Here is a 23,774-nt window from a genome sequence, read left to right on the forward strand (position 1 = left end):
CTCAGGAGGAGGGAGCTCACTGACCCCGGTCACTGGCGACTGCCTGCGATCCCGTCTCGGTGGTGCATCCCACGTCGGTTCATGAATCGTTCCACTTCGAGATCGCGTGGAGCTTCTTCGCATTCTCCTTCGTCACGGTCTGCATCCACTGCAGCTTCACGCCCTTGGCCATCGCCTTCATGGCCTGCTGGTTGATCGTGGTCGCGTCGTAGACCCGCAGACCGTCGAACGAGACGGTGACCGGGACGGTGGTCGCGTTACCGGAAAGGTAGGCGGCAAGCCCCGGACTGCCGGCTGTCTGCAACCCTGCCGTGGAATCCGTCGCCTGCACCTGCCACGTGCTCGGTTCCGGAGTGCCGTCGGCCCAGACCTTCGCCCGCAGTGTTGTGGGGGTGGTGCCCGTTGCGTCGAAGCGCACATCGAAGGTCTTGCCAGGTGAAGCCGTTAGACCGGAGATCGCCTGAAGCGGCACCGTCGCGACCTCGGTGGTGCCGGACATCCGACTGATCGCGAGGAACACCTGGCCGTCGTTCCTGATCCACACCTTCGCCCGGTAGTCGCCCACACCGGCCACACGACGGCCGAGAACGTATACGTACAGGCTTCCCGTGCTCTGCATGGTGTCGGAGGAGAACTGCACGCGTACATCCGACTGAGTCGTCGAGACCGCATTGGCGTACGCGCTCGGACCGGTCCCGGCCTGGGTGATCTTCATCCGCCCGACCCCGCCGCCGACCGACAGCCCCGAGCCGCTGGAGCTCCACGCCCCGCCGCTGTCCAGAGAACCCCACCCGCTGGCTACCGTGCGACCGAAGTCGTCCGCCGCGAGGGTGGTGGGTGGCGCCTGGGCGACGGTCACGGCATGGGACACGGAGTTGGTCGCGCCCTGGTTGTCGGTCACCGTTAGCGTCACGGTGTAGGTGCCCGCGGACGTGTACGCGTGCGTCGGATTCACGCCCGTACCGGCGGTGCTGTTGTCACCGAAGTTCCACGAGTACGACGCCACCGTGCCATCCGGATCGGTAGACCCCGACCCGTCGAAGGACCCCGTCAGGTTGTTCACCGACGAGGTGAACGCCGCCACCGGAGGCTGATTCACCGGCGGTGCCGTCACCGTGATGCTGTGCGTCACCGAGTTGGTCGCGCCCTGGTTGTCGGTCACCGTCAACGTCACGTTGTACGTCCCGGCGGACGTGTACGCGTGCGTCGGATTCACGCCCGTACCGGCGGTGCTGTTGTCACCGAAGTTCCACGAGTACGACGCCACCGTGCCATCCGGATCGGTAGACCCCGACCCGTCGAAGGACCCCGTCAGGTTGTTCACCGACGAGGTGAACGCCGCCACCGGAGGCTGATTCACCGGCGGTGCCGTCACCGTGATGCTGTGCGTCACCGAGTTGGTCGCACCCTGGTTGTCCGTCACCGTCAGCGTCACGGTGTACGTACCTGCGGAGAGGTACGCGTGCGTCGGGTTCACGCCCGTACCCGCGGTGCTGTTGTCACCGAAGTTCCACGAGTACGAGGCCACCGTCCCATCCGGATCACTCGAACCAGACCCGTCGAACGACGCGTTCAGGTTGTTCACCGACGACGTGAACGCCGCCACCGGAGGCTGATTCACCGGCGGCGCGGTCACCGTGACGGTGTGCGACACGGAGTTGGTCGCACCCTGGTTGTCCGTCACCGTCAGCGTCACGGTGTACGTACCTGCGGAGAGGTACGCGTGCGTCGGGTTCACGCCCGTACCCGCGGTGCTGTTGTCACCGAAGTTCCACGAGTACGAGGCCACCGTCCCATCCGGATCACTCGAACCAGACCCGTCGAACGACGCGTTCAGGTTGTTCACCGACGACGTGAACGCCGCCACCGGAGGCTGGTTCGGGAGGGTTCCACCGCCTGCGAGGTAATGCGCCTGGACGGTGCTCGCACTGAGCTCGCTGGAGTACACGGCCACTTCGTCGATGGTGCCGGCGAAGTAGTTGCTGCCGGCCCACGAGCTGTCGCCGCCCACACGCCAGTACCCCGTGTAGCTCTGCGCTTGCGTCTGAGAACCGCTGGCAACGTACTGCCCGTCGACGTAGAGGTTCATGCCGTCCGGGCCCTGGGTGGCGACCATGTGGTGCCACTTGCCGTCGTTGTAGGAGTTGGGCGAGGTGATGATGGTGGCCGAGCCGGGATAGACGCCGAAGTTCAGCCGGCCGTCCGGCGTCATGTAGACGTGACGGTCGTAGTTGCCGCTGTTCCCGCTCTGCTGGTCACCGAACCCGATGAGCTTGCCACCGGACGTGGTGGTGGTGTTGAACCACAGCTCCTCGGAGTAGACCGTCGGGTTACTGACCGGGTCGCTGGAGCCGATGGTGCCATCCGTGCCGTTGAAGGTCACAGCGGTGCCCTGGGAGCCGAGCGCGCCCGGCTGACCCAGCGTGACGCCGCCCGAGTAGACACCAGTCTCCCCATTGGCGCTCGCGTCGGCCGCGGTCGATCCCGCCGTGTCGTCCAGCCGCCAGTAGAGATCGGGGTTGGAGTTGTAGACGGCCTTGCCGTAGGCATCGGTCGGGGTCGTCGGGGTCGGCAGACTGCCGCCACCGTCGGTGTAGTGCGTCTGGACCTGCGCCAGGCTGAGCGCGGCAGGGTAGATCGCCACGTCGCCGATGGTGCCCGCGAAGTAGTTGCTGCTCGGCTGGTTGGTCCACCCGCTGAGGTTGTCGCCACCGATCTTCCAGTAGCCGGTGTAGCTCTGCGCGGAGGTGACGCCGGCGTTGGCGGCCACCTTCTTGCCGTCGACGTAGAGGGCGATGCCCGCGGTCGGGTCCATGGAGGCGACGATGTAGTGCCAGGCTCCGTCGTTGTAGGTGTTCTTGCTCTGGATCGTCTGGACGGACCCGGGGTAGACACCCCAGATGATGTGTCCGGCGTTGTCCATGTAGACGTGCCGGTCATAGCTGCCGCTGGTCCCGGTGTTCGAGTCGCCGTAGCCGACGATCTTGCCGCCGCTGGTCGTGGTGGTCTTGATCCACGCCTCCACACTCAGCGCCGGAGTCGTCGCGACCGTGGAGTTCGTCGCTGCGAACCCGTTGGAGCTCCCGCCGAAGGTCGAGGCCGTCGTGGAGTCACCGCTGATGGGACCTGCCGCCCCGCGAGTGACATCCGACTGAGCGGTCGCGTCGTTGAACCCCGCACTGTCGTAGATCGTGCTGCCGCTCGGCTCCCCCAGCGTCCAGAAGTCGCTCGCCCCGTCCTTCGCGACGTCCTGTGCGTACGGGCTGGGAGAACCACTACTGGCCGTGACCGAATTGGTCGTCGGCAAGGTGTAGGTGTTACCGAGCGAATCCGAGGCGGTGATCTTGTAGGTGTACGCCTTCCCGCCGACGAGACCGGTATCGCGATATCCCATCTGCGGGCAGTTCCAGTACTGGTTGCTCTGGATCGTCGTGTAGATCGGCGCCGCCGTGCCCGACCGGTACACGTTGTAGGTCAGATTCGCGTTGTCCGGGTCGGTCGCCGCCTGCCAGGAGACCCGTGCGGATCCGCCGGCCATCGCGAGCGCAGAAGGAGTCGGCGCGGCGTAACAGGCTGTCGGCCCCATCTTGTTGGGGGCCTTGCTCCGCACCGCGAATCGCACGAGCCCGTACTGGGCCTTGCCGTTGACGGAGGGGAACTCACCGCCGATGGACAGATAGTTGCCGTTACCGGTGATCGACCAGCCGGACTGCTTCTGCGCCGTGTAGGAACCGAAGAGGAAGTTCGGGTACCACGTGAGGATCTTGGCGTACTGGTAGGCGCTGTAGTTCCACCCGTACTGATCGGGTCCCCGGTCGTAGTTGCCCGACGACGTCGTCGAGAACGCCAAAGCGTGCTTCTGGTTGATGCTCCAGTCGCTGAGCTGGGTCAGCCCACCGATCATCTCGCAGTTGTGCACGTGACTGACGGTGTAGAGCGCCCCGTTCATGGGAAAGGTGTTGTAGGTGTCGCCCTGGCAGTCGTTCAGCCAGTTGATCGATCCGTCTGCAGGGTTCAGTGAGAATTCGCCCTCGAAGGATGCGCCGGACCCGAACGCGTAGCCCGAACCGTAGATGGACGTGCCGTCCGTGCTGAGACCCATGATCGCGCCGTGCACCGCGTCAGGGATCTTCGTCGACGCAGCCCATGGAACCAAGCTTCCGGTGACCGGATCGACAGCCGCCAAGCCGTCGACCTCCTGACCGTTCAGCGTCACGAACTGGCCGCCGATGACGACCTTGGACTGATCCGGGGTCATGATCATCGTCCACGGAACGTAGTTGTCCGTCACCGGCGCCCAAGGCAGTCGGGCGCCGTTCGTGATGCTCATGGCGGCCAGGTGATGGCGGTAGACGCCGTCGTCATAATCGAACGCGCCACCGGCGTACACCGCGCTGGATGAGACGGTAATGGCCTTGACCTCACCGCTCAGATTGGGGCTGAAGCTGGGGACGAGCGCACCGCTCGCGACGTCGAACGCAGCGATGTGACCCCGGGGTTGGCCGTCGACCGTCGTGAAGTCGCCGCCCACGTAGATGCGTGAGTTGTCGGGGGACTTGGTGATGACCAGTGCCTGCGCGTTGAGGGTGTGGTTGAACGACGTGATGAGGTTTCCGGTGGTGATGTCGTACGCGATCAGGTTGCCCACATTGACCGATCCGGGTCCCCCCACCGCGACGCCCGGCGGACGCGCCTGGGAGAACTCGCCCGCGACGTACACGGTGTTGCCGATGGTGACCTGACTCCACACGACGCCGTTGATCTGCCAGGTCGGCAGGGCGTCGTCGCTCACGGTCGCGGGGGTGCCCGCCGGCGGATCCGTGTCGGCTCGCGCCGAGGTCGCGCTCGAGACGATCACCATCCCGAAGGTGAGCAGCACCATCGCGGTCGCCATCGCGATCAGGCGAGTCAACCGCTGCGACAGGGTGGTTCGTAGTGCGGTCATCGTCGCTCCTGAACACTGTGATGCGGGGTGAGGGGTCGTCACCGGGTGGGCCGAGTGGGTGGGTGTGACGGCCGGACGGGGGGTCTGCTCAGTCACGTCACTTTTCCTCTGAACGTCGCAAGCTGGTGGAGCCCGTCGAGATCGACGGTCATGGTGACCTGGCTCAGATCCGCTGCCGGCACCGAGAACCCGTACACGGCGTTCCCGGACTTGCCCGGTTGAACGGTGCTGGCGAAATCGACCGAGTTCTGGTCGTAGACGAGGTGGGCGAGGCGGGCCGGTGAGCCGTAACTGACGGTCACGACCACGGCGTCGAACGACAACGGCTTCTTGGTGCCGTTGGTCAACGTCACGTAGAAATCGGTGACCGGCCGGCCGGGGAACACGCCCGGCCCCTGACCGGTGACCTTGCTCTGGGTCATCCGGGTGATCCTGAGCCGCAGCCCGTCCGCGTACTCGACGGGCTGGGTGAAGGGCCTGGCTCCACCGATCGCGGAGATACTCGGCCGCACCTTCCGGCCGCTGCGCTCGACCGGTACGACCGCCGATGATGCGAGCGGGTCGCTCGGGATCGCGGTGCTCGCGCCCTTGGGCAGCTTCTGCTGGGTCGAGGCCTGCGACGTGTCATCCTGCGGGCCGGCTGTCGGGGTCGACGTCAGCCCCGCGACGGCGTTCGGCACACCGGACGCGGTCGACCCCGGCCGGTCGGCCGCGCCGTCGTGCGCGGAGCTCGCGCATCCCGTCACGGCGACACCGAGTGCCACACAGGCGACGGCGATCAAGGATCCTCGACGTCCTCGTCCGGAGTGACTCAGCGTTTCTGATGCCATCAGTAGGCTCCCGTTCCACGTATCACGGCACGCACCGTGCGCCAGAGGATCTGCACGTCGAGGAACATCGACCAGTTGTCGACGTACCGGAGGTCGAGTCGAAGCGACTCGTCCCAGGACAGGTCGCTGCGCCCGCTCACCTGCCAGAGTCCCGTCAGCCCCGGCTTGACCCGAAGTCGTCGGACCGCGTCCGCGCCATAGCCGTCGACCTCGGACCGCAGGGGTGGCCGCGGGCCCACGATCGACATGTCGCCGTGCATGACGTTGACCAGCTGTGGCAGCTCATCGAGTGAGAACCGCCGCAGCACCTTGCCGATCGGGGTGACCCGAGGGTCGTGCCGACGCTTGAAGAGCACCCCGTTGCCGTCGTCGCCATCGATGCGCACCATCGCCAGTTGGTGCTCGGCGTCGGGCACCATCGAGCGGAACTTCAACATGGTGAAGTCCTTTCCATCGATCCCCACCCGCGTCTGCCGGTAGAACACCTGGCCGCCGTCGCGGACCTTGATGAACACGGCGACGAGCAGGAGCAGGGGTGACAGGAGAACGACCAGCAGCCCCCCGACCACCCGGTCGAAGAGCGCCTTGCTCGCCGCGTTGAGACCGTGCAGTGCCGGTCGCTCGATGTGCAGTAACGACAGATTCGCCGCCGGCCGGATCGACATGCGCGGTCCGGTCACCTCGACCACCCCGGGAGACACGACCAGCTCGATACCGAGGTCGTCCAGCTCCCAGGACAGGCGTCGCAGTTCGATCCCGTCGAGGTCGGAGGGGCTGGCCACCACGACGACGTTCGCGGCGTACTTGCGCGCGACCTGGACCGTCTCGTGCACCGACCCCTCCCGATGGACGCCGCCGACCGTGTCGACGGTGTCCCCGGTGCAGATCGCGACGGGACGGATGCCGTGCTGGGTCTCGCGGTGCAGGTCGGCGACCAGGTTGCGCACGGCATGGTCCTGCCCTGCCACCACGGCACGCTGACACGCGAGTCCCTGCCACCTGGCCCGGTAGAGCTGCCTGCGCAGCGCGAACCGCGCCACGAGCGACGTGCCCAGGAGTGTCGGGAAGTAGACGAGGACGAAGAAGCGCGACAGGTAGGGACGGTCGACGTAGATCGCGTAGGACACGAACGCCGACAACGCCAGCAGGCGGATCGCAGCGGAGATCAGCGCCCGGTACTCCTCGGCTCCGATCCCGAGATAGCGACGCTCGTAGCCGTGGCACACCGTGACCGTGCCCACCCAGGCGAACGGGCTGAGAACGAGGAGCACCACGTACGGCAGCGGGATGGGATCGCGCAGTGGGACCGCCCCGGAGACCGCCACGGCGGCGACGCCGCACACGATCGCGCAGAGCACATCGACCACGAGCGTCGCCGCGAGATACGGCCTCGACCAGTCCTGGGCGCGCGCACGCTCGATGGGAACGGCGAGCGCGGTGCCTGCGCCCCACGCCCCGGCGACCGCCGGCCCGTCCACTGTGACGGGCGCCGGCGCGGGCATCGGGATCGGGGAGACCGCTTCGAGGTCGCTCACGGAAGGGTGCACGACGCCCGAATCTGCGAAATCGGTCACGACCCTCCCATCAGGTGGTCCGAACATGGGTGATGCCAAGCCCTTACGGCTGGTCAAGTTCGAAAGAGCATTCCACCTACGGCCCGATGGGAGCGCAGCTCTGCTATGATCCGCGGCCGCTTGCAAAATATCGCGTATGGAGGTCCCCGGCGCCGCTCGGTGTGGTATGCGCCCACTTCGGGCCACACAGGGTGCGGCTCGCGATTTAGGGAGCGAGGGGAAGATGGAGGAGCCGCAGAGCCACTCGGCCTCCTCCTACGATGCGCGTCGGCGCAGTGCGGGCCCATTCGAGAGGTGTGGTGACCGCAGCGCCGACAACCCTCCTGGGCCGACGCAGGCGAACGTCTGAAGTGACCGCATCGCCGACAACCCCCACACGGCCGACGTTGGCCGACCTAGGAAAGTTTCAGTTGGTCCACCACGTGACGGTGGCCGCAAGGCCCTCGTCGAGGGACTCGGGCTCGATGTCGGGGAAGAGTTGCAGCAGAGTGTCGTTGGCAGCTCGCGAGTGCTTCACGTCGCCGATCCGACCGGGCACGTGCTCCACCTGCGGATGTGCGCCGGCGGCACGCCCGATGGCCGACACCAGGTCGTTGATCGAGGTCTGCGTGCTGTAGGCGAGGTTGACCGGCTCGGGGTGCCAGACGCCGCGTTCGACCGCGGCCAGCAGCACCCGGCACACCGTCGCGACGAAGAGGAAGTCGCGGGTCTGCTCCCCGTCGCCCTCGATGCGCAGGGGGCGCCCGGCCAGGGTCGCGTCGAGGAAGGCCGGGATCACGGCGGCGTACGCGTGATCGGCCCGCTGGCCCGGCCCGTAGACGTTGAACGGGCGGAAGACCAGCGTCTGCAGGCCGTAGGACTGCTGCGCGGCCAGCAGGTACTGCTCCCCGCTCAGCTTGCTCGCGCCGTAGGGCGACATCGGCCGCACCCAGTCGCGCTCGCCGATCGGGGTGGCCGGGTTCGCGCCGTACACCGCGGAGGAGGAGAAGAACACCACGTGCCGGACACCGGCGGCGCGTGCCGCCTCGATCAGGCCGACGGTGCCGGTGACGTTGACCTCGTTGCAGCGCACCGGATCTTGCACGCTGGAGGGCACGCTTCCGATCGCCCCGAGGTGCACGATGTGCTCGACGCCCGCGACCGCACCGGCCAGCACCTCGGGGTCGGTCAACGACCCGATGACCACCTCGGCCTGGACGTCACCCAGGTTGTCGCGCAACCCCGTCGAAAGGTCGTCGAGCACCCGCACGGTGTGCCCCGCCGCGAGCGCCGCCCGGGTGAAGTTGGAGCCGATGAAGCCCGCTCCCCCGGTGACCAGGATCGTTGCCAACGGCTCAGCCGGCCATGGCCTTCTGCAGGTTCTCGTCGATCGCGCCGAGGAACTCCTGCGTCGTCAGGTAGGGCTGGTCCTTGCCGATCAGCAGGGCCAGGTCCTTGGTCATCTTGCCCTCTTCGACGGTCTCGATGCAGACGCGCTCGAGGGTGTCGGCGAAGGCGGTGACCTGCGGGGTCTCGTCCATCTTGCCGCGGTAGGAGATGCCGCGGGTCCAGGCGAAGATCGACGCGATCGGGTTGGTCGACGTCGGCTTGCCCTGCTGGTGCTGCCGGTAGTGCCGGGTGACCGTGCCGTGCGCGGCCTCCGCCTCGACGGTCTTGCCGTCGGGGGTCATCAGCACCGAGGTCATCAGGCCGAGGGAGCCGAATCCCTGCGCCACCGTGTCGGACTGGACGTCACCGTCGTAGTTCTTGCAGGCCCACAGGTAGCCGCCCTCCCACTTCAGGGACGCCGCGACCATGTCGTCGATCAGCCGGTGCTCGTAGGTGATGCCCAGCGCGTCGAACTTCGCCTTGAACTCGTTGTCGAAGATGCGCTGGAAGATGTCCTTGAACTGACCGTCGTAGGCCTTGAGGATCGTGTTCTTGGTCGACAGGTAGACCGGCACCTTGCGGTCCAGGCCGTAGGTGAGCGAGGCGCGCGCGAAGTCCTCGATCGACTTGTTGTAGTTGAACATCCCCATTGCGACGCCGCCGTCGTCGCCGTACTTGGCGACCTCGTACGTCGTCTCCTTGCCGCCACCCTCGGGCGTGAAGGTGATGGTCACGGTGCCGGCGCCGGGCACCTTGAAGTTCTGCGCCTTGTACTGGTCGCCGTGCGCGTGACGGCCGATGATGATCGGCTTGGTCCAGCCCGGCACCAGCCGCGGGATGTTGCTGATGATGATCGGCTCGCGGAAGATCACGCCGCCGAGGATGTTGCGGATCGTCCCGTTGGGGCTGCGCCACATCTCCTTGAGACCGAACTCCTCGACGCGCGCCTCGTCCGGGGTGATCGTCGCGCACTTCACGCCGACGCCGTACTGCTTGACGGCGTTCGCGGAGTCGACGGTCACCTGGTCGTTGGTCGCGTCCCGGTTCTCGATGCCCAGGTCGTAGTACTTCAGGTCCACGTCCAGATAGGGATGGATCAATCGGTCCTTGATGAACTGCCAGATGATGCGCGTCATCTCATCACCGTCGAGTTCGACGATGGGGTTCTTGACCTTGATCTTCTCCATGCGGGCGGTAGCTCCTCGAGGGACGGTGTGTCGTCGGGCGGCCCGTCGCGGATGGGAACTGGGCCGCCCTGCGAGAGTATCGCGGGGCGGCCCGTTGGCCGGAATCGGTGGGGTTAGCCCACGGTATGGACCGCGTCGGCGACGATGGTGAGGACGATCCGTTGCTGGTCGCGACCGCCGTACCAGGGATAGGGCCGACCGGTGTAGCGCTGCGACAGCGCCTCGATGTGCTCGACCGCGCCATCGGTGCTCATGGACACGACCCGTCCGCGCACCTCGAAGTATCGCCACGGCTGCTGAGGGTCGGAGACGGCCACTGCCACCCGGGGATCGCGCTGCACGTTGCGGACCTTCTGGAAACCGACGACCGTGTTGACCAGGACGTGTTCGCCGTCGGTGTCGACCCACGTCTGGGTGATCTGCGGGCCGCCGTCCGGCATGAGCGTGGTGACGAAACACGGGCTGGGCGCACGCAGCAGAGCGAGCAGTTCAGCGGGCAGGTCCATGTCGGCTCCTCGGCGGGGTGTCGTCCTGGGGTCAGCCTAGGGACGGGCGCGTCCGTCGTCCGGCATCCCCTCTCGGCCATCGCCCGCAGGCCGTTTCGGCCCGCAAACCCGCGCTGCTACCGTCGAAGTCATTCACTGGGCGCGCCCTTCTGCGCGTGCCCGCCGTCCACACGAAGGGGTTCCCACCCGTGAGCACCACGCCCGTCAAGGTCGCCGTCACCGGCGCCGCCGGCCAGATCGGCTACAGCCTGCTTTTCCGCATCGCGAGCGGCGCGCTCTTCGGGGCCGACACCCCGGTCGAGCTGCGGCTGCTGGAGATCACCCCGGCGCTGAAGGCGCTGGAGGGCGTGGTCATGGAGCTGGACGACTGTGCGTTCCCGACGCTCGCCGGCGTGCAAATCGGCGACGACCCCAACACGATCTTCGACGGCGTGAACCACGCGCTGCTGGTGGGCGCCCGTCCGCGCGGACCCGGCATGGAGCGCGGCGACCTGCTCGAGGCGAACGGCGGCATCTTCGCCCCGCAGGGCAAGGCACTGAACTCCGTTGCGGCAGATGACATCCGGGTCACCGTGACCGGCAACCCGGCCAACACCAACGCGCTCATCGCCATGTCGAACGCCCCCGACATCCCCAAGGAGCGCTTCTCCGCGCTGACCCGTCTGGACCACAACCGCGCCATCTCGCAGCTGGCCGCCAAGACCGGCGCATCCGTGACCGACATCAAGAAGATGACGATCTGGGGCAACCACTCCGCCACCCAGTACCCCGACCTCTTCCACACGCTCGTCGGTGGCCGCGTCGCCGCCGAGGTGGTGAACGACCAGCAGTGGCTGGAGTCGACCTACATCCCGACCGTCGCCAAGCGCGGCGCAGCGATCATCGACGCGCGCGGCTCGTCCTCGGCCGCGTCCGCCGCGTCGGCGACCATCGACCACGTGCACGACTGGGCCGCCGGCACCCCCGCCGACGACTGGGTGTCGATGTCGGTCTGCTCCGACGGTTCGTACGGCGTGCCCGAGGGCCTCATCTCCTCCTTCCCTGTCACCGTCGCCAACGGCACGTGGTCGATCGTCCAGGGCCTGGAGATCGACGACTTCTCCCGCGGCAGGATCGACGCCACCGTCAAGGAGCTCGGCGAGGAGCGCGACGCGGTCAAGGGTCTCGGCCTGATCTGACCCACCGCTCCACGACGAAGGCCCGGCGCGAGCGATCGCGCCGGGCCTTTCGTATATGCGTCTCAGATCTTGACGACGGCGAAGATCACGACGACCGCCAGCGCGAAACTGCACAGCGTCAGGACATCGACCATCCGCGAGCGCACGGCGAGGCCGTCGGTGACCGACGCGGGCAGGAGACGCAGGAACGCGGCGAGCAGGAGCACGACCGCGAGCGCGTACCCGCCGGCACGCAACGACCCGAAGTAGGCGATGAGCAACGCCACGACGCTGGCCAGCGCGATGGTCCACCAGGCGGGACCGAGGCGCGCGGGCTTCATCGAAGCCGGCGCTCGGCCGCCTCGACGACGTTGACCAGCAGCATCGCGCGCGTCATCGGCCCGACACCCCCGGGGTTCGGCGACACGTGACCGGCGACCTCGGCGACATCGGCCGCGACGTCGCCGGCGATCTTGCCGTCGACCCGCGAGACACCGACGTCCAGGACGGCCGCGCCCGGCTTGACCATGTCGGCGGTGACCAGGTCGGGCACCCCCGCGGCGGCCACGACGACGTCCGCGGTGCGCACGATCGAGGCCAGGTCACGCGTGCCGGTGTGGCACAGCGTGGCCGTGGAGTTCTCGGTACGGCGGGTCAGCAGCAGCCCTAGCGGCCGGCCCACGGTCAGCCCGCGCCCGATGACCACCACGTGCGCGCCGGCGAGCGGCACCTCGTAGCGGCGCAGCAGCTCGATGACGCCGATCGGCGTGCACGGCAGGGGGCCGCTCTCCCCGAGGACGAGCTTGCCCAGGTTGAACGGGTGCAGCCCGTCGATGTCCTTGTCGGGGTCGACTCGCGACAACAGCGCGAATTCGTCCAGACCCGTGGGCTGTTGGACCAGAAACCCGGTGCAGTCGGGGTCGGCGTTGAGCTCGTCGATGACGGCTTCGACCTCGGCCTGCGTGGCGCCGGCGGGCAGGTCGCGACGGATGGAGTTGATGCCGATCTTGGCGCAGTCGCGGTGCTTGGCGCCGACGTACCAGTGGCTGCCCGGGTCATCGCCGACGAGGACGGTACCGAGCCCCGGAGTGACGCCGCGCGCCTTCAGGGCCTCGACGCGCACCCGCAACTCGTCCATGATCGTCGCCAGGGTGGCCTTGCCGTCCATCACGATCGCCGTCACGGCGGACATCCTCGCACGGGCGCCTAGGCGAGCGGGGTCTGGTCACGGGCGCCCGGTAACGTCACCGATCGTGAGCTGGACCGTCCGCACCGTGGCCTACACCGATCCCGACGCGCAGACCCTCATCCGCGAGCTCGACGACGACATGACCGCGCGGTACGGCGGCGTCGATGCGACGCCGGTGGCGCCCGACCAGTTCGCGCCGCCCGTCGGCACGTTCGTGGTCGCCGCCGACGAACGCGGCCTGATCGGCTGCGCCGGGCTGCGTGCGGCGAGCGCCGGCGACGTGGAGCTGAAGCGGATGTACGTGCGTGCGTCGCGGCGTCGCGAGGGGCACGCGGCGCGCCTGCTCGGCGTACTGGAGGAACGGTCGCGGGCCCTGGGGTTCACCCGGCTGATCCTCGAGACCGGGACGGCGCAGCCGGAGGCGATGGCGCTCTACGAACGCCTCGGCTACGACGCGATCCCCGGCTTCGGCTACTACAAGGACGAGCCGCTCTCCCGCTGTTACGCCAAGCGCCTCACCTGAGCGGCCGGCTTCAGCCGGGCAGCACCGACAGACGCACCTGGCGGACGGGGTTGTCGACGTTGAGGTCGACCAGGCAGATGCTCTGCCAGGTGCCGAGCGCCAACTGACCGTCGACGATCGGCACCGTCGCGTACGGCGGGATCAGCGCCGGCATCACATGCGAGCGCCCGTGGCCCTTGCTGCCGTGCTGATGGATCCACCGGTTGTCGGCGGGCAACAGGTCCCGCAGCGCGTGCAGCAGGTCCTCGTCGCTGCCCGCGCCGGTCTCCAGGATCGCGACGCCGGCCGTGGCGTGCGGGACGAAGACGTGCAGCAGTCCCGAGTCCACCCCGCGCAGGACTCCCTCGCACTGCCGGGTGATGTCCAGGACGACCTCGCCATCGCCGGTGCGGATCTCGATCGTCTCGGTCTGCATGACCCCATCCTCCCGCTCAGTGCGCGAAGTGGCGGGTGCCCGTGAAGTACATCGCGATGCCCGCCGCCTGCGCCGCGTCGATGACCGACTGGTCGCGCATCGACCCGCCCGGTGCCACGACCGCGATGACGCCGGCGTCGATGAGCACCTGCAGCCCGTCCGGGAACGGGAAGAACGCGTCGGATGCGGCGACCGCGCCGCGCGCCCGCTCGGCGCCCGCACGGTTCACCGCGAGGTAGCAGGAGTCGACCCGGTTGACCTGGCCCATGCCGATGCCGACGGATGCGCCGTTGCGCGCCAACATGATCGCGTTGGACTTGACCGCCCTGATCGCGCGCCACGCGAACTGCAGGTCGCGCGCGATGTCCTCCTCGACCGGATCGCCGGACACCAGCCGCCACGAGGCGAACTGGTCGCCTCCGACGACCTTGCCGGCGTCGTCGTGCACGATCGCGTCGACGTTGTCGGAGTGCTGCATGAGCATGCCGCCGGAGATGTGCCGGATCTCGCCCACCTGCTCACGCGGGTCGGCCAGCAGCAGCCGGATGTTCTTCTTGCCCTTCAGGATCTCCAGCGCCTCGGGATCGAAACCGGGCGCGACGACGACCTCGGTGAAGATGTCCTTCACCGTGTCCGCCATCTCGGCCGTGACGTCGCGGTTGGTGGCGATGACCCCGCCGAACGCCGACGTCGGGTCGCAGTCGTGTGCTCGCCGGTGCGCATCGGCGATGTCGCTGCCCACCGCGATCCCGCACGGGTTGGCGTGCTTGATGATCGCCACCGTCGGCGCCCCGCCATGGTCGTACGCCGCCCGGTGAGCCGCGTCGGCGTCGACGTAGTTGTTGAAGGACATCTCCTTGCCGTGCAGCAGTTCCCCCTGTGCCAGACCCGGCGAGGGCAGGAAACCGTCGTAGTAGAGCGCCGCCGCCTGGTGCGGGTTCTCGCCGTACCGCAGCGCGCGCGCCTTGTCGTACGTCGCGCCGACCCACGCCGGGAAGCCCTCACCGTCGCTGGTGTCGGTGAGCACATTGCCCATCCACGACGCCACGGCCACGTCATATGTCGCGGTGTGCACGAACGCCTCCGCCGCGAGCCTCTGACGCTCGCCCAGCGTGAACCCGCCCGCGCGGACGGCCGCCAGCACCTCGTCGTACGTCGTGGGGTCCGTCACCACGGCGACCGAGCGGTGGTTCTTGGCCGCACCGCGCACCATGGACGGGCCGCCGATGTCGATCTGCTCGACACACTCGGCCTCGCTCGCGCCGGAGCCGACCGTGTCGGTGAACGGGTAGAGATTGGAGATCAGCAGGTCGAACGGCTCGATCTCCAGATCGGCCAGTTGCGCCACATGCGAGGGGTTCTCGATGTCGGCCAGCAGCCCTGCGTGAACCTTCGGGTGCAATGTCTTGACCCGCCCGTCCAGGCACTCGGGGAAGCCGGTCAGGTCCTCGACCGCCGTCACCGGCACGCCGAGGTCGGCGATCAGGCGCGCGGAACCGCCGGTCGAGACGAGCGCGACGCCCGCATCGTGCAGGCCGCGCACCAGCGCCTCGAGACCGGTCTTGTCGTAGACCGACACCAACGCCCGGCGGATGGGGCGTCGGCGTTCGTTCGCGTGCTGTGTCACGGGATCTGGACCTTTCGTCCGTTGACGGTGAAACCTTCGCGGGCCATCCGGCCCACGTAGTCCACGAGCTGGGGGCGCTCGACGGACTTGATGCGCTCGGTGAGCGCGTCGACCGTGTCGTCGCCGTGCACCGGCACGGTGGCCTGGGCCACGATCGCGCCGGTGTCGACGCCCTCGTCGACCACGAAGAGGGTGGCGCCCGATACCTTCACGCCGTACTCCAGCGCATCGGCGGGGCCGTGGATGCCGGGGAAGCTGGGCAGCAGCGCGTTGTGGCTGTTGAGGTAGCGACCGCCGTACCGCGCCAGGAACCGCTCGCCCACCAGCTTCAGGAAGCCCGCGGACACCACCAGGGCCGGGTCGTACGCCGCGACCATGTCGGCCAGTTCGGCGTCCCAGGCCTGCCGGTCGGGGAAGTCGCGCACCCGGCAGACGAAGGTCGCGATCCCGGCGCGTTCGGCACGGGCGAGGCCCTCGATGTCGGGGCGGTCGGCGCCGACGGCCGCGATCCGCACGCCGTACGCGGGGTCGGCGGTCGCGTCGATCAGGGCCTGCAGGAGGGTGCCAGACCCGGAGACGAGCACCACGATGGACACCGGTGCAGCGGCTACGGACACGATGAGCAGGCTACCGGGTGGCGTGGGGGCCTCCCGACCGCGCACCAGCGCGGGCGATCGCCTCAGACGTGCGAGCGGCGCACCCTGATGTAGTGCAGGGCGGCGGCAGCGACGAGCGCTCCGACCACGAACTCGAGCGCGAAGAGGGGCAGGACGACCAGGCCCACCTGAGCGCGGGCCAGCGGCGCACCGCTGACGTGCGCCCCGGCGATCCAGGCGAGCAGCGACATCCCCACCGTCAGCAGGCCGGCGGCGCTCGCCGCGGCCGTCAGCTTGGTGCGCAGCCCCGACAGGGTGCTGAGCGCCCCGGCGGCGCGGGCCCCCGCGTAACCACCGGCCAGGACGACGACGAGCGGCACCACCCGCAGGTACACCGGGAACGCGCCGGGGTCGGGGATCGCACCGAGCACCGGGATGCTGGGCAGCAGACCGGTGTGCACGGCACCGGATGAGACCGTGGCGGTGCCGAGGTGGACGCTCGCGCCGCTGGTCCACCCGGTGATGAGCACGATCATGTTCGGCACGCTGGCCAGCTGCGCCAGCGCCAGGATCACGGTGCCGACCGCGCCCGGGCCGAGCAGCCCGTTGACCTGGCCGATCCGCGACGTGTGGGTCGCGACGAGGAGCACGAGCACCAGGGTGGCGACCGCGAAGAGCGCGAGTGCGGCCTCGCACGCGGGGCGCACACCACGGCGTACGCCGTCCGGCACCCGCTCCCACCAGTCCGCGCACACGGCGTACGCCGGGGCGTCGGGCTCGGCGCGCAGGGCCCAGCCGAAGCCGGCCGCCGCCACCACGATGGCGCCGGGGACGACCGTGAGGAAACGGGGTGTCGCCGTGCCGGTCGCACCGAGCAGGGCCAGTAGCAGACCGGCGATCAGGTATCCGCCGATGAAGAGGGCCACGGGGTGCCACCAGCGACCGGCGTCGCGCCCCTCGTGCTCGACCTCGCGCAGAAGGGCCTTGGCACCGGCGCGGGCGCACCAGAGCGCGAGCGCGGTGAAGATCAGGGGGGCGAATGTGACTACGTGCGTGACGCTGCCGGCCGGTGCGCGCAGCGACCCGTGATGGGCCAGCACCCACCCGTCGCCGGCGACGGACATCGCGTCCAGCCAGCTCACGCTGCTGCGCGAGTCGGCGGTCCAGGCGACGAGCGAGGGGACGAGGAGCACGAGCGCGAGCACGACGGCGCCGACCGCGCCGTACACCAGGGCCAGACCGCCGAGGCGGCGGTTGAAACGGCCTGCCGGGCGCAGGACGGTCACGTTGCGGTCGCGTTGGAGCACACTCATGGTGGCCCTATGCTCGCCGCTCGCGGGCGTCGGATGGGTGCGGCGCGCCGACGGTTCCCAGGGACGCGGAGGAGCCCGGACATGGAACGAGCGACGCAGGTCACCCTGCGTCGCTCGTCCTATCTGAAAACCGCTGTGGCTAGCGGGCGTCCATCTCGGTGAAGTGACGCTCGGTCTCGCCGACGTAGATCTGGCGCGGGCGGCCGATCTTGGTGGCCGGGTCCTCGATCATCTCGCGCCACTGGGCGATCCAGCCCGGCAGGCGACCGATGGCGAAGAGCACCGTGAACATCTCGGTCGGGAAGCCCATGGCCTTGTAGATCAGGCCGGTGTAGAAGTCGACGTTCGGGTAGAGCTTGCGCGACACGAAGTAGTCGTCCTTGAGGGCGATCTCCTCGAGACGGATGGCGATGTCGAGCAGCGGGTCGTCGACGCCCATCTTCTCCATGACCTCGTGCGCGAACTTCTTGGCGATCGCGGCGCGCGGGTCGTAGTTCTTGTACACGCGGTGCCCGAAGCCCATGAGCTTCACGCCGTCTTCCTTGTTCTTGACCTTGTTCATGAAGGTCTCGACGTCGTCGCCGCTCTCGTGGATCTCGCCCAGCATCTCCAGGACGGCCGAGTTCGCGCCGCCGTGCAGCGGACCGGACAGCGCGTGGATGCCGGCCGAGATGGAGGCGAACAGGTGCGCCTGCGCCGAACCGACCAGTCGCACCGTGGAGGTGGAGCAGTTCTGCTCGTGGTCGGCATGCAGGATGAAGAGCATGTCCAGCGCCTTGGCGATGGTGGGGTCCACGTCGTACGGCTCGGCGGGGAAGCCGAACGTCATGCGCAGGAAGTTCTCGACCAGGTTGAGGCTGTTGTCCGGGTAGAGCAGCGGCTGACCCTGGCTCTTCTTGTGCGCGTACGCCGCGATCGTCGGCAGCTTGGCCATCAGGCGGATCGTCGACAGCTCGATCTGGTCGGGGTCCTTGATGGAGAGGCTGTCCTGGTAGAAGGTGCCGAGCGCGGAGACCGCGGCCGACAGCACCGACATCGGGTGCGCGTCGCGCGGGAACGCCGCGAGGAGGTCCTTGAGGTCCTCGTGCAGCATCGTGTGCCGGGAGATGCGGGAGCGGAACGCGTCCAGCTGCTCAGCGGTCGGCAGCTCGCCGTAGATGAGCAGGTAGGAGACCTCGATGAAGGTCGACTTCTCCGCGAGCTCGTCGATGGGGTAGCCGCGGTAGCGCAGAATGCCCGCGTCACCGTCGATGTAGGTGATCTCGGACTGGCAGGACGCGGTGTTGACGAAGCCGACGTCGAGCGTGACGTTGCCGGTCTCCTTCAACAGAGCGGCGATGTCGTATCCGGAGCTGCCTTCTTTGGCCGGGACGAGCTTGAAGTCCAGCTTGGTGTCGCCGGCCGAGAAAGTGGCCGTGCCCTGATCCGTCATGTGCCATCCGTCCTTGTTGTTCCTGGGCGCGTGCTGCGCGCGTCTGGGCGCGTCGAACGCACCCGAAATTGAGGCATCTTGGACGGTACCTCAGGTCGAGAACACCCCCGGACCGACCCCCAGCCGCAAAAAGCGCGTTGTTTGTGGCCCTGTCAACCCACGCTGAGACGCTGTACGGCGGCGGCGATCCGCTCGTCCGTGGCGGTGAGTGCGATCCGTACGTGCTGCTCCCCCGCTGCGCCGTAGAAGTCGCCGGGCGCCGCGAGGATCCCGCGTTCGGCGAGGCCCTGGATGCTGTCGCGGCAGGGCCGGTCCTGCGTCGCCCAGAGGTAAAGACCCGCTTCAGAGCTGTCGATTCGCCATCCCGCCCCCTCCAGCGCGGCGCGCAGGGAGGTACGCCGCGCGACGTACACCCGCTTCTGCGCGGCGACCGCGTCGTGGGCAGTCAGACCCGCGATCAGGGCCCGCTGGATCGGCCACGGCACGATCATCCCGGCGTGCTTGCGCACCTGCACCAGGCGGTCGACGAGGCGGGGGTCGCCGGCCGCGAACGCGGCTCGGTAGCCCGCCAGATTGCTCTGTTTGGACAGCGAATACACCGCCAGCAGGCCGGAGTGATCTCCGCCACATACGCGGTCGTCGAGGATGCTCGGGGTCGTCGGACCCTCGGCATCGTCGCGCCAGTCGAGCTCGGCGTAGCACTCGTCGCTGGCCACCACCACGTCGTGCTCACGCGCCCAGGCGACCACCTTCGCCAGGTGCTCGATGGGCAGCACGCGACCGTCGGGGTTGCCGGGAGTGTTGAGCCACAGCAGTTTCGGAGGCATTGGGCCGAACGTCAGGGTGCTGTCCGAGGCGACCGGGGTGGCGCCGGCGAGGCGCGCGCCCACGTCGTACGTCGGGTAGGCGATCCGCGGGATGCCGACCACGTCACCCGCGCCCAAGCCCAGCAGGGTCGGGAGCCAGGCGACGAACTCCTTGCTGCCGATGGTCGGCAGCACCCCGTCCGGATCGACGCCGGTGGCGTGCCGCCGGGCGGCGAACCACGCCGCCACGGCCTCCCGCAGGTCGGGGGTGCCCCACACCTGCGGGTAGCCGGGCGCGTCCGCCGCGTCGCGCAACGCCTGCTGCACTGGCTCCGGGGTGGGGTCGACCGGCGTACCGACCGACAGGTCCACCACGCCGCCGGGGTGGGCGGACGCGGTGGCCTTGGCCTGCGCGAGCGAGTCCCAGGGGAAATCGGGCAGCGAGGCGATGCTCACGGGTTCTTACTCGTCGTGCTCTTGGATCGGCAGATCGGCGATGACCGGGTGGTCCTTGTTGATCATGCCCATCTTGGCGGCGCCGCCGGGGCTGCCGAGGTCGTCGAAGAACTCGACGTTGGCCTTGTAGTAGTCGGCCCACTGCTCGGGGACGTCGTCCTCGTAGTAGATGGCCTCGACGGGGCAGACCGGCTCGCACGCACCGCAGTCGACGCACTCGTCCGGGTGGATGTAGAGCGAGCGTTCACCCTCGTAGATGCAGTCGACGGGACACTCTTCGATGCACGCCTTGTCCTTCAGGTCGACACACGGCTGAGCGATCACGTAGGTCATTGCGGGCAGACCCTTCCTGCATGTGGTGGGGCGCGGACGCCATCGGGCGCGTCCTTCGGCTCGACTTAGTATGACGGCCCGATGCCTGAGCCTCCCAACCAGCCTGACCTCACCCGCACCCTGACGGTGGGGATGCGGGTGGTGTTGCGGCACCGGCTCGACGGCGGGCTGACCGATGCGCTGGGTCCGCTGGTGTCCGCGGACGACACGACGCTCGTCGTACAGACCCGGCGCGGGCGCGTCACGGTCGCGCGCGTCGACGTGGTCGCGGCCAAGGAGGTGCCCCCTGCCGCAGTACGCCGGGGCGCGCCGCACCTGGCGCCGTCGATGGCGGATCTGCAGGAGCTGATGGTGGCGGGGATGCCGCCGCTGCGCTCGGAGTGGCTCGGCCGGTGGTTGCTGCGGGAGGCGTCGGGGTACACCGGTCGCGCCAATTCCGTTCTGCCGCTGGGTGATCCGGGCGTGCCGTTGTCCGATGCTCTCGCCTTCGTCGCCTCTTGGTATGCCGACCGCGGCGGAGTGCCGCTGCTGCAGGTCTACGGCCCGTCGGGCTTCTCCGTCGCCGACGACGCGGTCGGTGGCGCGGCGATCGATGCCGGGTGGACGGCCTTCCAGCGCACGCTGGTGATGACGGGTTCGGTGGACGCGCTGGCCGTCGGTGGCGGGTCCTCTACGGCGACGGTCGCGGACCGGCCGGACGACGCCTGGTGGTCCGGCGCGGCACCGCGCGAACAGGAGCACCGCGCCACGGCGACGGCGATCTTCGACCAGATACCGGACGCCGCGTACCTCACGCTCCGCGCGGATGCCATCCGTCCCGAGGTCTCGGGCGGTGCGGATGCCGGCCGTCCCGAGGTCACGGCCGGCGAGGTGGTCGCGGTCGGGCGCACGGCCTTCGCGCACGCGTGGGCCGGGGTGCTCTCGGTGCACGTGCCGCCGGCGTACCGGCGCCGCGGTCTGGCCCGCCAGGTGATGACGCTGGCTGCGCGCGAGGCACGGGCGCGCGGCATCCGCTCGATGTACCTGCAGGTCTCGCAGGACAACACACCAGCGGTGCAGCTCTACGAATCGCTCGGCTTCGCGATCCACCACGAGTACTACTACCTCCGCGCCCCCACCGCCCCACGAGCTGCACGAGCCGCACGCGCCCCACGCTGACGGCGTTCGCGACCGTTGACGGCGTTCGAACGCCGTCAACGAACGGGAAGACCGTCAGGGTGGGAGACCCAGGGCCGGCCCGGCACCGGTTCGAGGCCCGCCTGCACCAGGATCTGGCGCAATCGAGCTGGCTCGAACGCGTCGTCCCAGATCCAGCGGACCACCCGATGAGTGCGTCGGATCGCGTCTTCGCGGAGCTTCTCCCGCCAGACGACCTCTTCGGCAGCGCCCCCTGAGAAACCGTCGGCGCGGTACTTCACTCGTCCGTCGAACTCGCCGATCAGATCACCCCATCCGAAGTCGCCGTAGGCCGCGCGGCGTTCGCCGTCGAGGAGGCGCACTTGCAGTTCGGGTTGCGGGAACCCCATCTCGAACATCCGCGCTCTGCTGAGCGACTCGCCTTCGGAGCCGCTGCGGTGGTCTGCGAGGCTCACGACTCGCTGCGCCTGCCGGCGTCCTATCGCGCGGGATGGGAGGGCAGCGATTTCGGCGGTCAGCTGGGCCCGGACGCACTTCCCTTCGCGCAGCGCCGCGTCCGCGGTCACCAGGGCCGAACAGAACAGCGTGCTGCGCGCGAGGTCGACGACAGTGCGCGCGACCGACGTCACCGGCAACCCCGAGACGTAGTCGGCGGGCGGCACCTCGTGCACGCGATGCCGCCGCACGAGCGCGCTGGAACCGGCGGCGTCCGATGACACGGTGACATCGACGTGTTGAGGCCACGCGCCCACGATCGGCAGCCCCCACAAGGCCGCGGCGGCATGGAAGGAGAACAGGGGGTGCGGCCGCTTGTACATCTTCGCCGCCGTGGCATGCACCAGGGTCAGGTGCCGCTGGCCGCCGTACATGCCGTCCCACTCGTCCGACTCCACGTAGCTTCCCCGACGGATGCGGCGCAGTGTCGAACCGTCCAAGGGGTCCTCGCGGGCGCGGGTGAGCTCGACAGCATGGACGATCAGCGATCGTGGGTCCGCCTTGGGCATCCCCCGACGGTGGCACTTCTGCGTACCCGACGTCCGAAGTTGTCCACAGGGCGTCCAGGCTGACGGCGTTGGCGTTCATTGACGGTGTTCGAACGCCGTCACCGAACGCAAAGACCGTCAGGGTCGCGGAAGGAAGCGCGGCGGGGCGTCAGGTGGTGCGGGGGGTGAGGCGGCGCAGGGAGGACTCCCCCACCACGACCGCCGCGAGCAGCACCACCCCGAGCCCCGCGCCGAGCAGGCAGACGCCCGACCAGTGGTAGGTGGAGGCGACCCTCGTGGCGACCCACGAGCCGGCGGCACCGCCGACGAAGTAGGCCGTCATGTACGCCGCGTTGACCCGCGCTCGCGCGTCTCCGGCGAGGGAGTAGATGCGGCTCTGGTTGGTCACCTGCAGCGACTGGCAGGCGAGATCCAGCAGCACCACACCGATCAGCAGCGCGATGAGCGACGCCCGCCCCCCGGCGAGCAGCGCCCACGACACCAGGAAGAGCAGCGCGGCGCCGACCGAGGCGTAGAGCTGGTGACCGCCGTCGGCGAGCCGTCCGATGAGGGGCGCGGCCAGCGCACCGGCGACACCGGCCAGCCCGAAGAGGCCGATGACGCCCTCGGAGTAGTGATACGGCGACCCCGACAGGAGCCCGGTGATCGCGGTCCAGAGCACGCTGAACTGGGCGAAATTCAGTGCGCCGTAGAGCATCCGACGCCGCAGTATCGGCTCGGTGCGCACCAGCCGCGCGACCGACCCGAGCAGTCCGCCGTACGACGTCCGCACCGTCGGCGGGCTGTCCGGCAGCCCTCGCCAGAGCCCGGCCGCGAGCAGCAGCACGAGTGCTGCGGCGACGAGGTAGACCGAGCGCCAGCCGCCGACCTCGGCGAGCAGCCCCGCCAAGGTGCGGGCCAGCAGGATGCCGATGAGCAGCCCGCTCATGACGGTCCCGACGACAGAGCCGCGGTCGTCGTCGGAGGCGAGCGCGGCCGCGAGCGGCACGACCACCTGGGCGACGACCGAGAGCAGCCCCACGATCAGGAGCATCACGAGCAGCCAGGCCTCGTTCTGGGCGAACGCGGTCAGCACCAGAGCCACAGCGGTCGCCAGCGTCATGCCGACGATGAGCCGCCGCCGTTCCAGCAGGTCGCCGAGGGGCAGCACGAAGAGCAGGCCCGCGGCGTACCCGAGCTGGGTGACCGTCACGAGGATCCCCACCGCACCGGACGCGATGTGCAGATCGCGTCCGATCAGGTCGAGCAACGGCTGGCTGTAGTAGAGGTTGGCCACCGACACGCCGGCGGCGAGAGCCATCAGCAGGACGAGCGGCCGCGACAGCTGCGATCCGCCGGTGGCGGTCGTCTCAGCGGGGGCGGCGGTGGGCACGGCC

Annotated in this window: 20 protein-coding genes; 3 read left to right on the forward strand and 17 right to left on the reverse strand. The window is 68.9% G+C overall.

What is annotated here, in order from left to right; all coding sequences use genetic code 11:
* Positions 1 to 79: 79 nt before the first annotated feature.
* From HNR15_RS12645 to HNR15_RS12670, 6 genes are all read right to left on the reverse strand, one after another.
* Entirely contained in the window at positions 80 to 4,945 is a 4,866-nt protein-coding gene (locus HNR15_RS12645; RefSeq protein WP_179482311.1) for a PKD domain-containing protein, read from the reverse strand.
* Positions 4,946 to 5,037: 92 nt separating this feature from the next.
* Complete coding sequence (locus tag HNR15_RS12650; protein WP_179482313.1) at positions 5,038 to 5,775, reverse strand: hypothetical protein; 738 nt, start codon at positions 5,773 to 5,775, stop codon at positions 5,038 to 5,040.
* Positions 5,775 to 7,310, reverse strand: a complete 1,536-nt coding sequence (locus tag HNR15_RS12655) for an exopolysaccharide biosynthesis polyprenyl glycosylphosphotransferase (protein ID WP_179482315.1) — start codon at positions 7,308 to 7,310, stop codon at positions 5,775 to 5,777. Before HNR15_RS12655 ends, HNR15_RS12650 begins: the two co-directional genes overlap by 1 nt.
* Positions 7,311 to 7,755: 445 nt before the next feature.
* Positions 7,756 to 8,679: an NAD-dependent epimerase/dehydratase family protein gene (locus tag HNR15_RS12660; RefSeq protein ID WP_218883706.1), complete on the reverse strand. Its 924-nt coding sequence runs from the start codon at positions 8,677 to 8,679 to the stop codon at positions 7,756 to 7,758.
* A gap of 4 nt (positions 8,680 to 8,683) precedes the next feature.
* Positions 8,684 to 9,904, reverse strand: coding sequence for an NADP-dependent isocitrate dehydrogenase (locus HNR15_RS12665; protein WP_179482317.1), 1,221 nt, complete (start codon positions 9,902 to 9,904; stop codon positions 8,684 to 8,686).
* A 113-nt stretch (positions 9,905 to 10,017) separates the two neighbouring features.
* Positions 10,018 to 10,410 (reverse strand): PPOX class F420-dependent oxidoreductase, encoded by a 393-nt coding sequence (locus tag HNR15_RS12670; RefSeq protein ID WP_179482319.1) that lies wholly within the window; start codon positions 10,408 to 10,410, stop codon positions 10,018 to 10,020.
* 188 nt (positions 10,411 to 10,598) lie between these two features.
* On the opposite strand from HNR15_RS12670, the gene HNR15_RS12675 reads away from it, so the two are divergent.
* Positions 10,599 to 11,588: a malate dehydrogenase gene (locus HNR15_RS12675; protein ID WP_179482321.1), complete on the forward strand. Its 990-nt coding sequence runs from the start codon at positions 10,599 to 10,601 to the stop codon at positions 11,586 to 11,588.
* A gap of 62 nt (positions 11,589 to 11,650) precedes the next feature.
* Here the strand turns inward: HNR15_RS12675 and HNR15_RS12680 are convergent, their stop codons facing one another.
* Together HNR15_RS12680 and HNR15_RS12685 are read right to left on the reverse strand one after the other, a co-directional pair.
* Positions 11,651 to 11,908 (reverse strand): DUF3017 domain-containing protein, encoded by a 258-nt coding sequence (locus HNR15_RS12680; RefSeq protein WP_179482323.1) that lies wholly within the window; start codon positions 11,906 to 11,908, stop codon positions 11,651 to 11,653.
* On the reverse strand, positions 11,905 to 12,750 hold the full coding sequence (locus tag HNR15_RS12685; RefSeq protein ID WP_179482325.1) for a bifunctional methylenetetrahydrofolate dehydrogenase/methenyltetrahydrofolate cyclohydrolase: 846 nt from the start codon (positions 12,748 to 12,750) through the stop codon (positions 11,905 to 11,907). The genes HNR15_RS12680 and HNR15_RS12685 overlap by 4 nt, the downstream gene beginning before the upstream one ends.
* 70 nt (positions 12,751 to 12,820) lie before the next feature.
* Between HNR15_RS12685 and HNR15_RS12690 the strand changes: the two genes are divergently transcribed.
* Positions 12,821 to 13,279 (forward strand): GNAT family N-acetyltransferase, encoded by a 459-nt coding sequence (locus tag HNR15_RS12690; protein ID WP_218883709.1) that lies wholly within the window; start codon positions 12,821 to 12,823, stop codon positions 13,277 to 13,279.
* A gap of 10 nt (positions 13,280 to 13,289) precedes the next feature.
* Here the strand turns inward: HNR15_RS12690 and HNR15_RS12695 are convergent, their stop codons facing one another.
* From HNR15_RS12695 to fdxA, 7 genes are all read right to left on the reverse strand, one after another.
* Complete coding sequence (locus HNR15_RS12695) at positions 13,290 to 13,694, reverse strand: secondary thiamine-phosphate synthase enzyme YjbQ (protein WP_179482329.1); 405 nt, start codon at positions 13,692 to 13,694, stop codon at positions 13,290 to 13,292.
* Between the two features lie 16 nt (positions 13,695 to 13,710).
* Positions 13,711 to 15,321, reverse strand: a complete 1,611-nt coding sequence (purH, locus tag HNR15_RS12700; protein WP_179482331.1) for a bifunctional phosphoribosylaminoimidazolecarboxamide formyltransferase/IMP cyclohydrolase — start codon at positions 15,319 to 15,321, stop codon at positions 13,711 to 13,713.
* Positions 15,318 to 15,941: a phosphoribosylglycinamide formyltransferase gene (gene purN / locus HNR15_RS12705; protein WP_425484561.1), complete on the reverse strand. Its 624-nt coding sequence runs from the start codon at positions 15,939 to 15,941 to the stop codon at positions 15,318 to 15,320. The genes purH and purN overlap by 4 nt, the downstream gene beginning before the upstream one ends.
* 59 nt (positions 15,942 to 16,000) lie before the next feature.
* Positions 16,001 to 17,230, reverse strand: a complete 1,230-nt coding sequence (locus HNR15_RS12710; RefSeq protein WP_179482335.1) for a cell division protein PerM — start codon at positions 17,228 to 17,230, stop codon at positions 16,001 to 16,003.
* Between the two features lie 139 nt (positions 17,231 to 17,369).
* Positions 17,370 to 18,662: a citrate synthase gene (locus HNR15_RS12715; protein ID WP_179482337.1), complete on the reverse strand. Its 1,293-nt coding sequence runs from the start codon at positions 18,660 to 18,662 to the stop codon at positions 17,370 to 17,372.
* 152 nt (positions 18,663 to 18,814) lie between these two features.
* Positions 18,815 to 19,924, reverse strand: a complete 1,110-nt coding sequence (dapC, locus tag HNR15_RS12720) for a succinyldiaminopimelate transaminase (protein ID WP_343048534.1) — start codon at positions 19,922 to 19,924, stop codon at positions 18,815 to 18,817.
* A gap of 6 nt (positions 19,925 to 19,930) precedes the next feature.
* Positions 19,931 to 20,257, reverse strand: a complete 327-nt coding sequence (fdxA, locus tag HNR15_RS12725; protein WP_179482340.1) for a ferredoxin — start codon at positions 20,255 to 20,257, stop codon at positions 19,931 to 19,933.
* Between the two features lie 81 nt (positions 20,258 to 20,338).
* On the opposite strand from fdxA, the gene HNR15_RS12730 reads away from it, so the two are divergent.
* The gene (locus HNR15_RS12730) at positions 20,339 to 21,415 is read left to right on the forward strand and encodes a GNAT family N-acetyltransferase (RefSeq protein WP_179482342.1); all 1,077 of its coding nucleotides are present in this window, start codon (positions 20,339 to 20,341) and stop codon (positions 21,413 to 21,415) included.
* A 35-nt stretch (positions 21,416 to 21,450) separates the two neighbouring features.
* Here HNR15_RS12730 and HNR15_RS12735 read toward each other — a convergent pair whose 3' ends face one another.
* A complete protein-coding gene (locus HNR15_RS12735; protein ID WP_179482344.1) occupies positions 21,451 to 22,263 on the reverse strand; it encodes a hypothetical protein in 813 nt (270 codons plus the stop codon).
* Positions 22,264 to 22,546: 283 nt separating this feature from the next.
* Positions 22,547 to 23,770 carry an MFS transporter gene (locus HNR15_RS12740; protein WP_343048535.1) on the reverse strand — a complete coding sequence of 408 codons (1,224 nt, stop codon included), beginning with the start codon at positions 23,768 to 23,770 and terminating at the stop codon, positions 22,547 to 22,549.
* Positions 23,771 to 23,774: the final 4 nt, after the last annotated feature.

Origin of the sequence: Allobranchiibius huperziae (assembly GCF_013410455.1) — a bacterium.
GTDB classification, from domain to species: Bacteria; Actinomycetota; Actinomycetes; order Actinomycetales; family Dermatophilaceae; genus Allobranchiibius; species Allobranchiibius huperziae.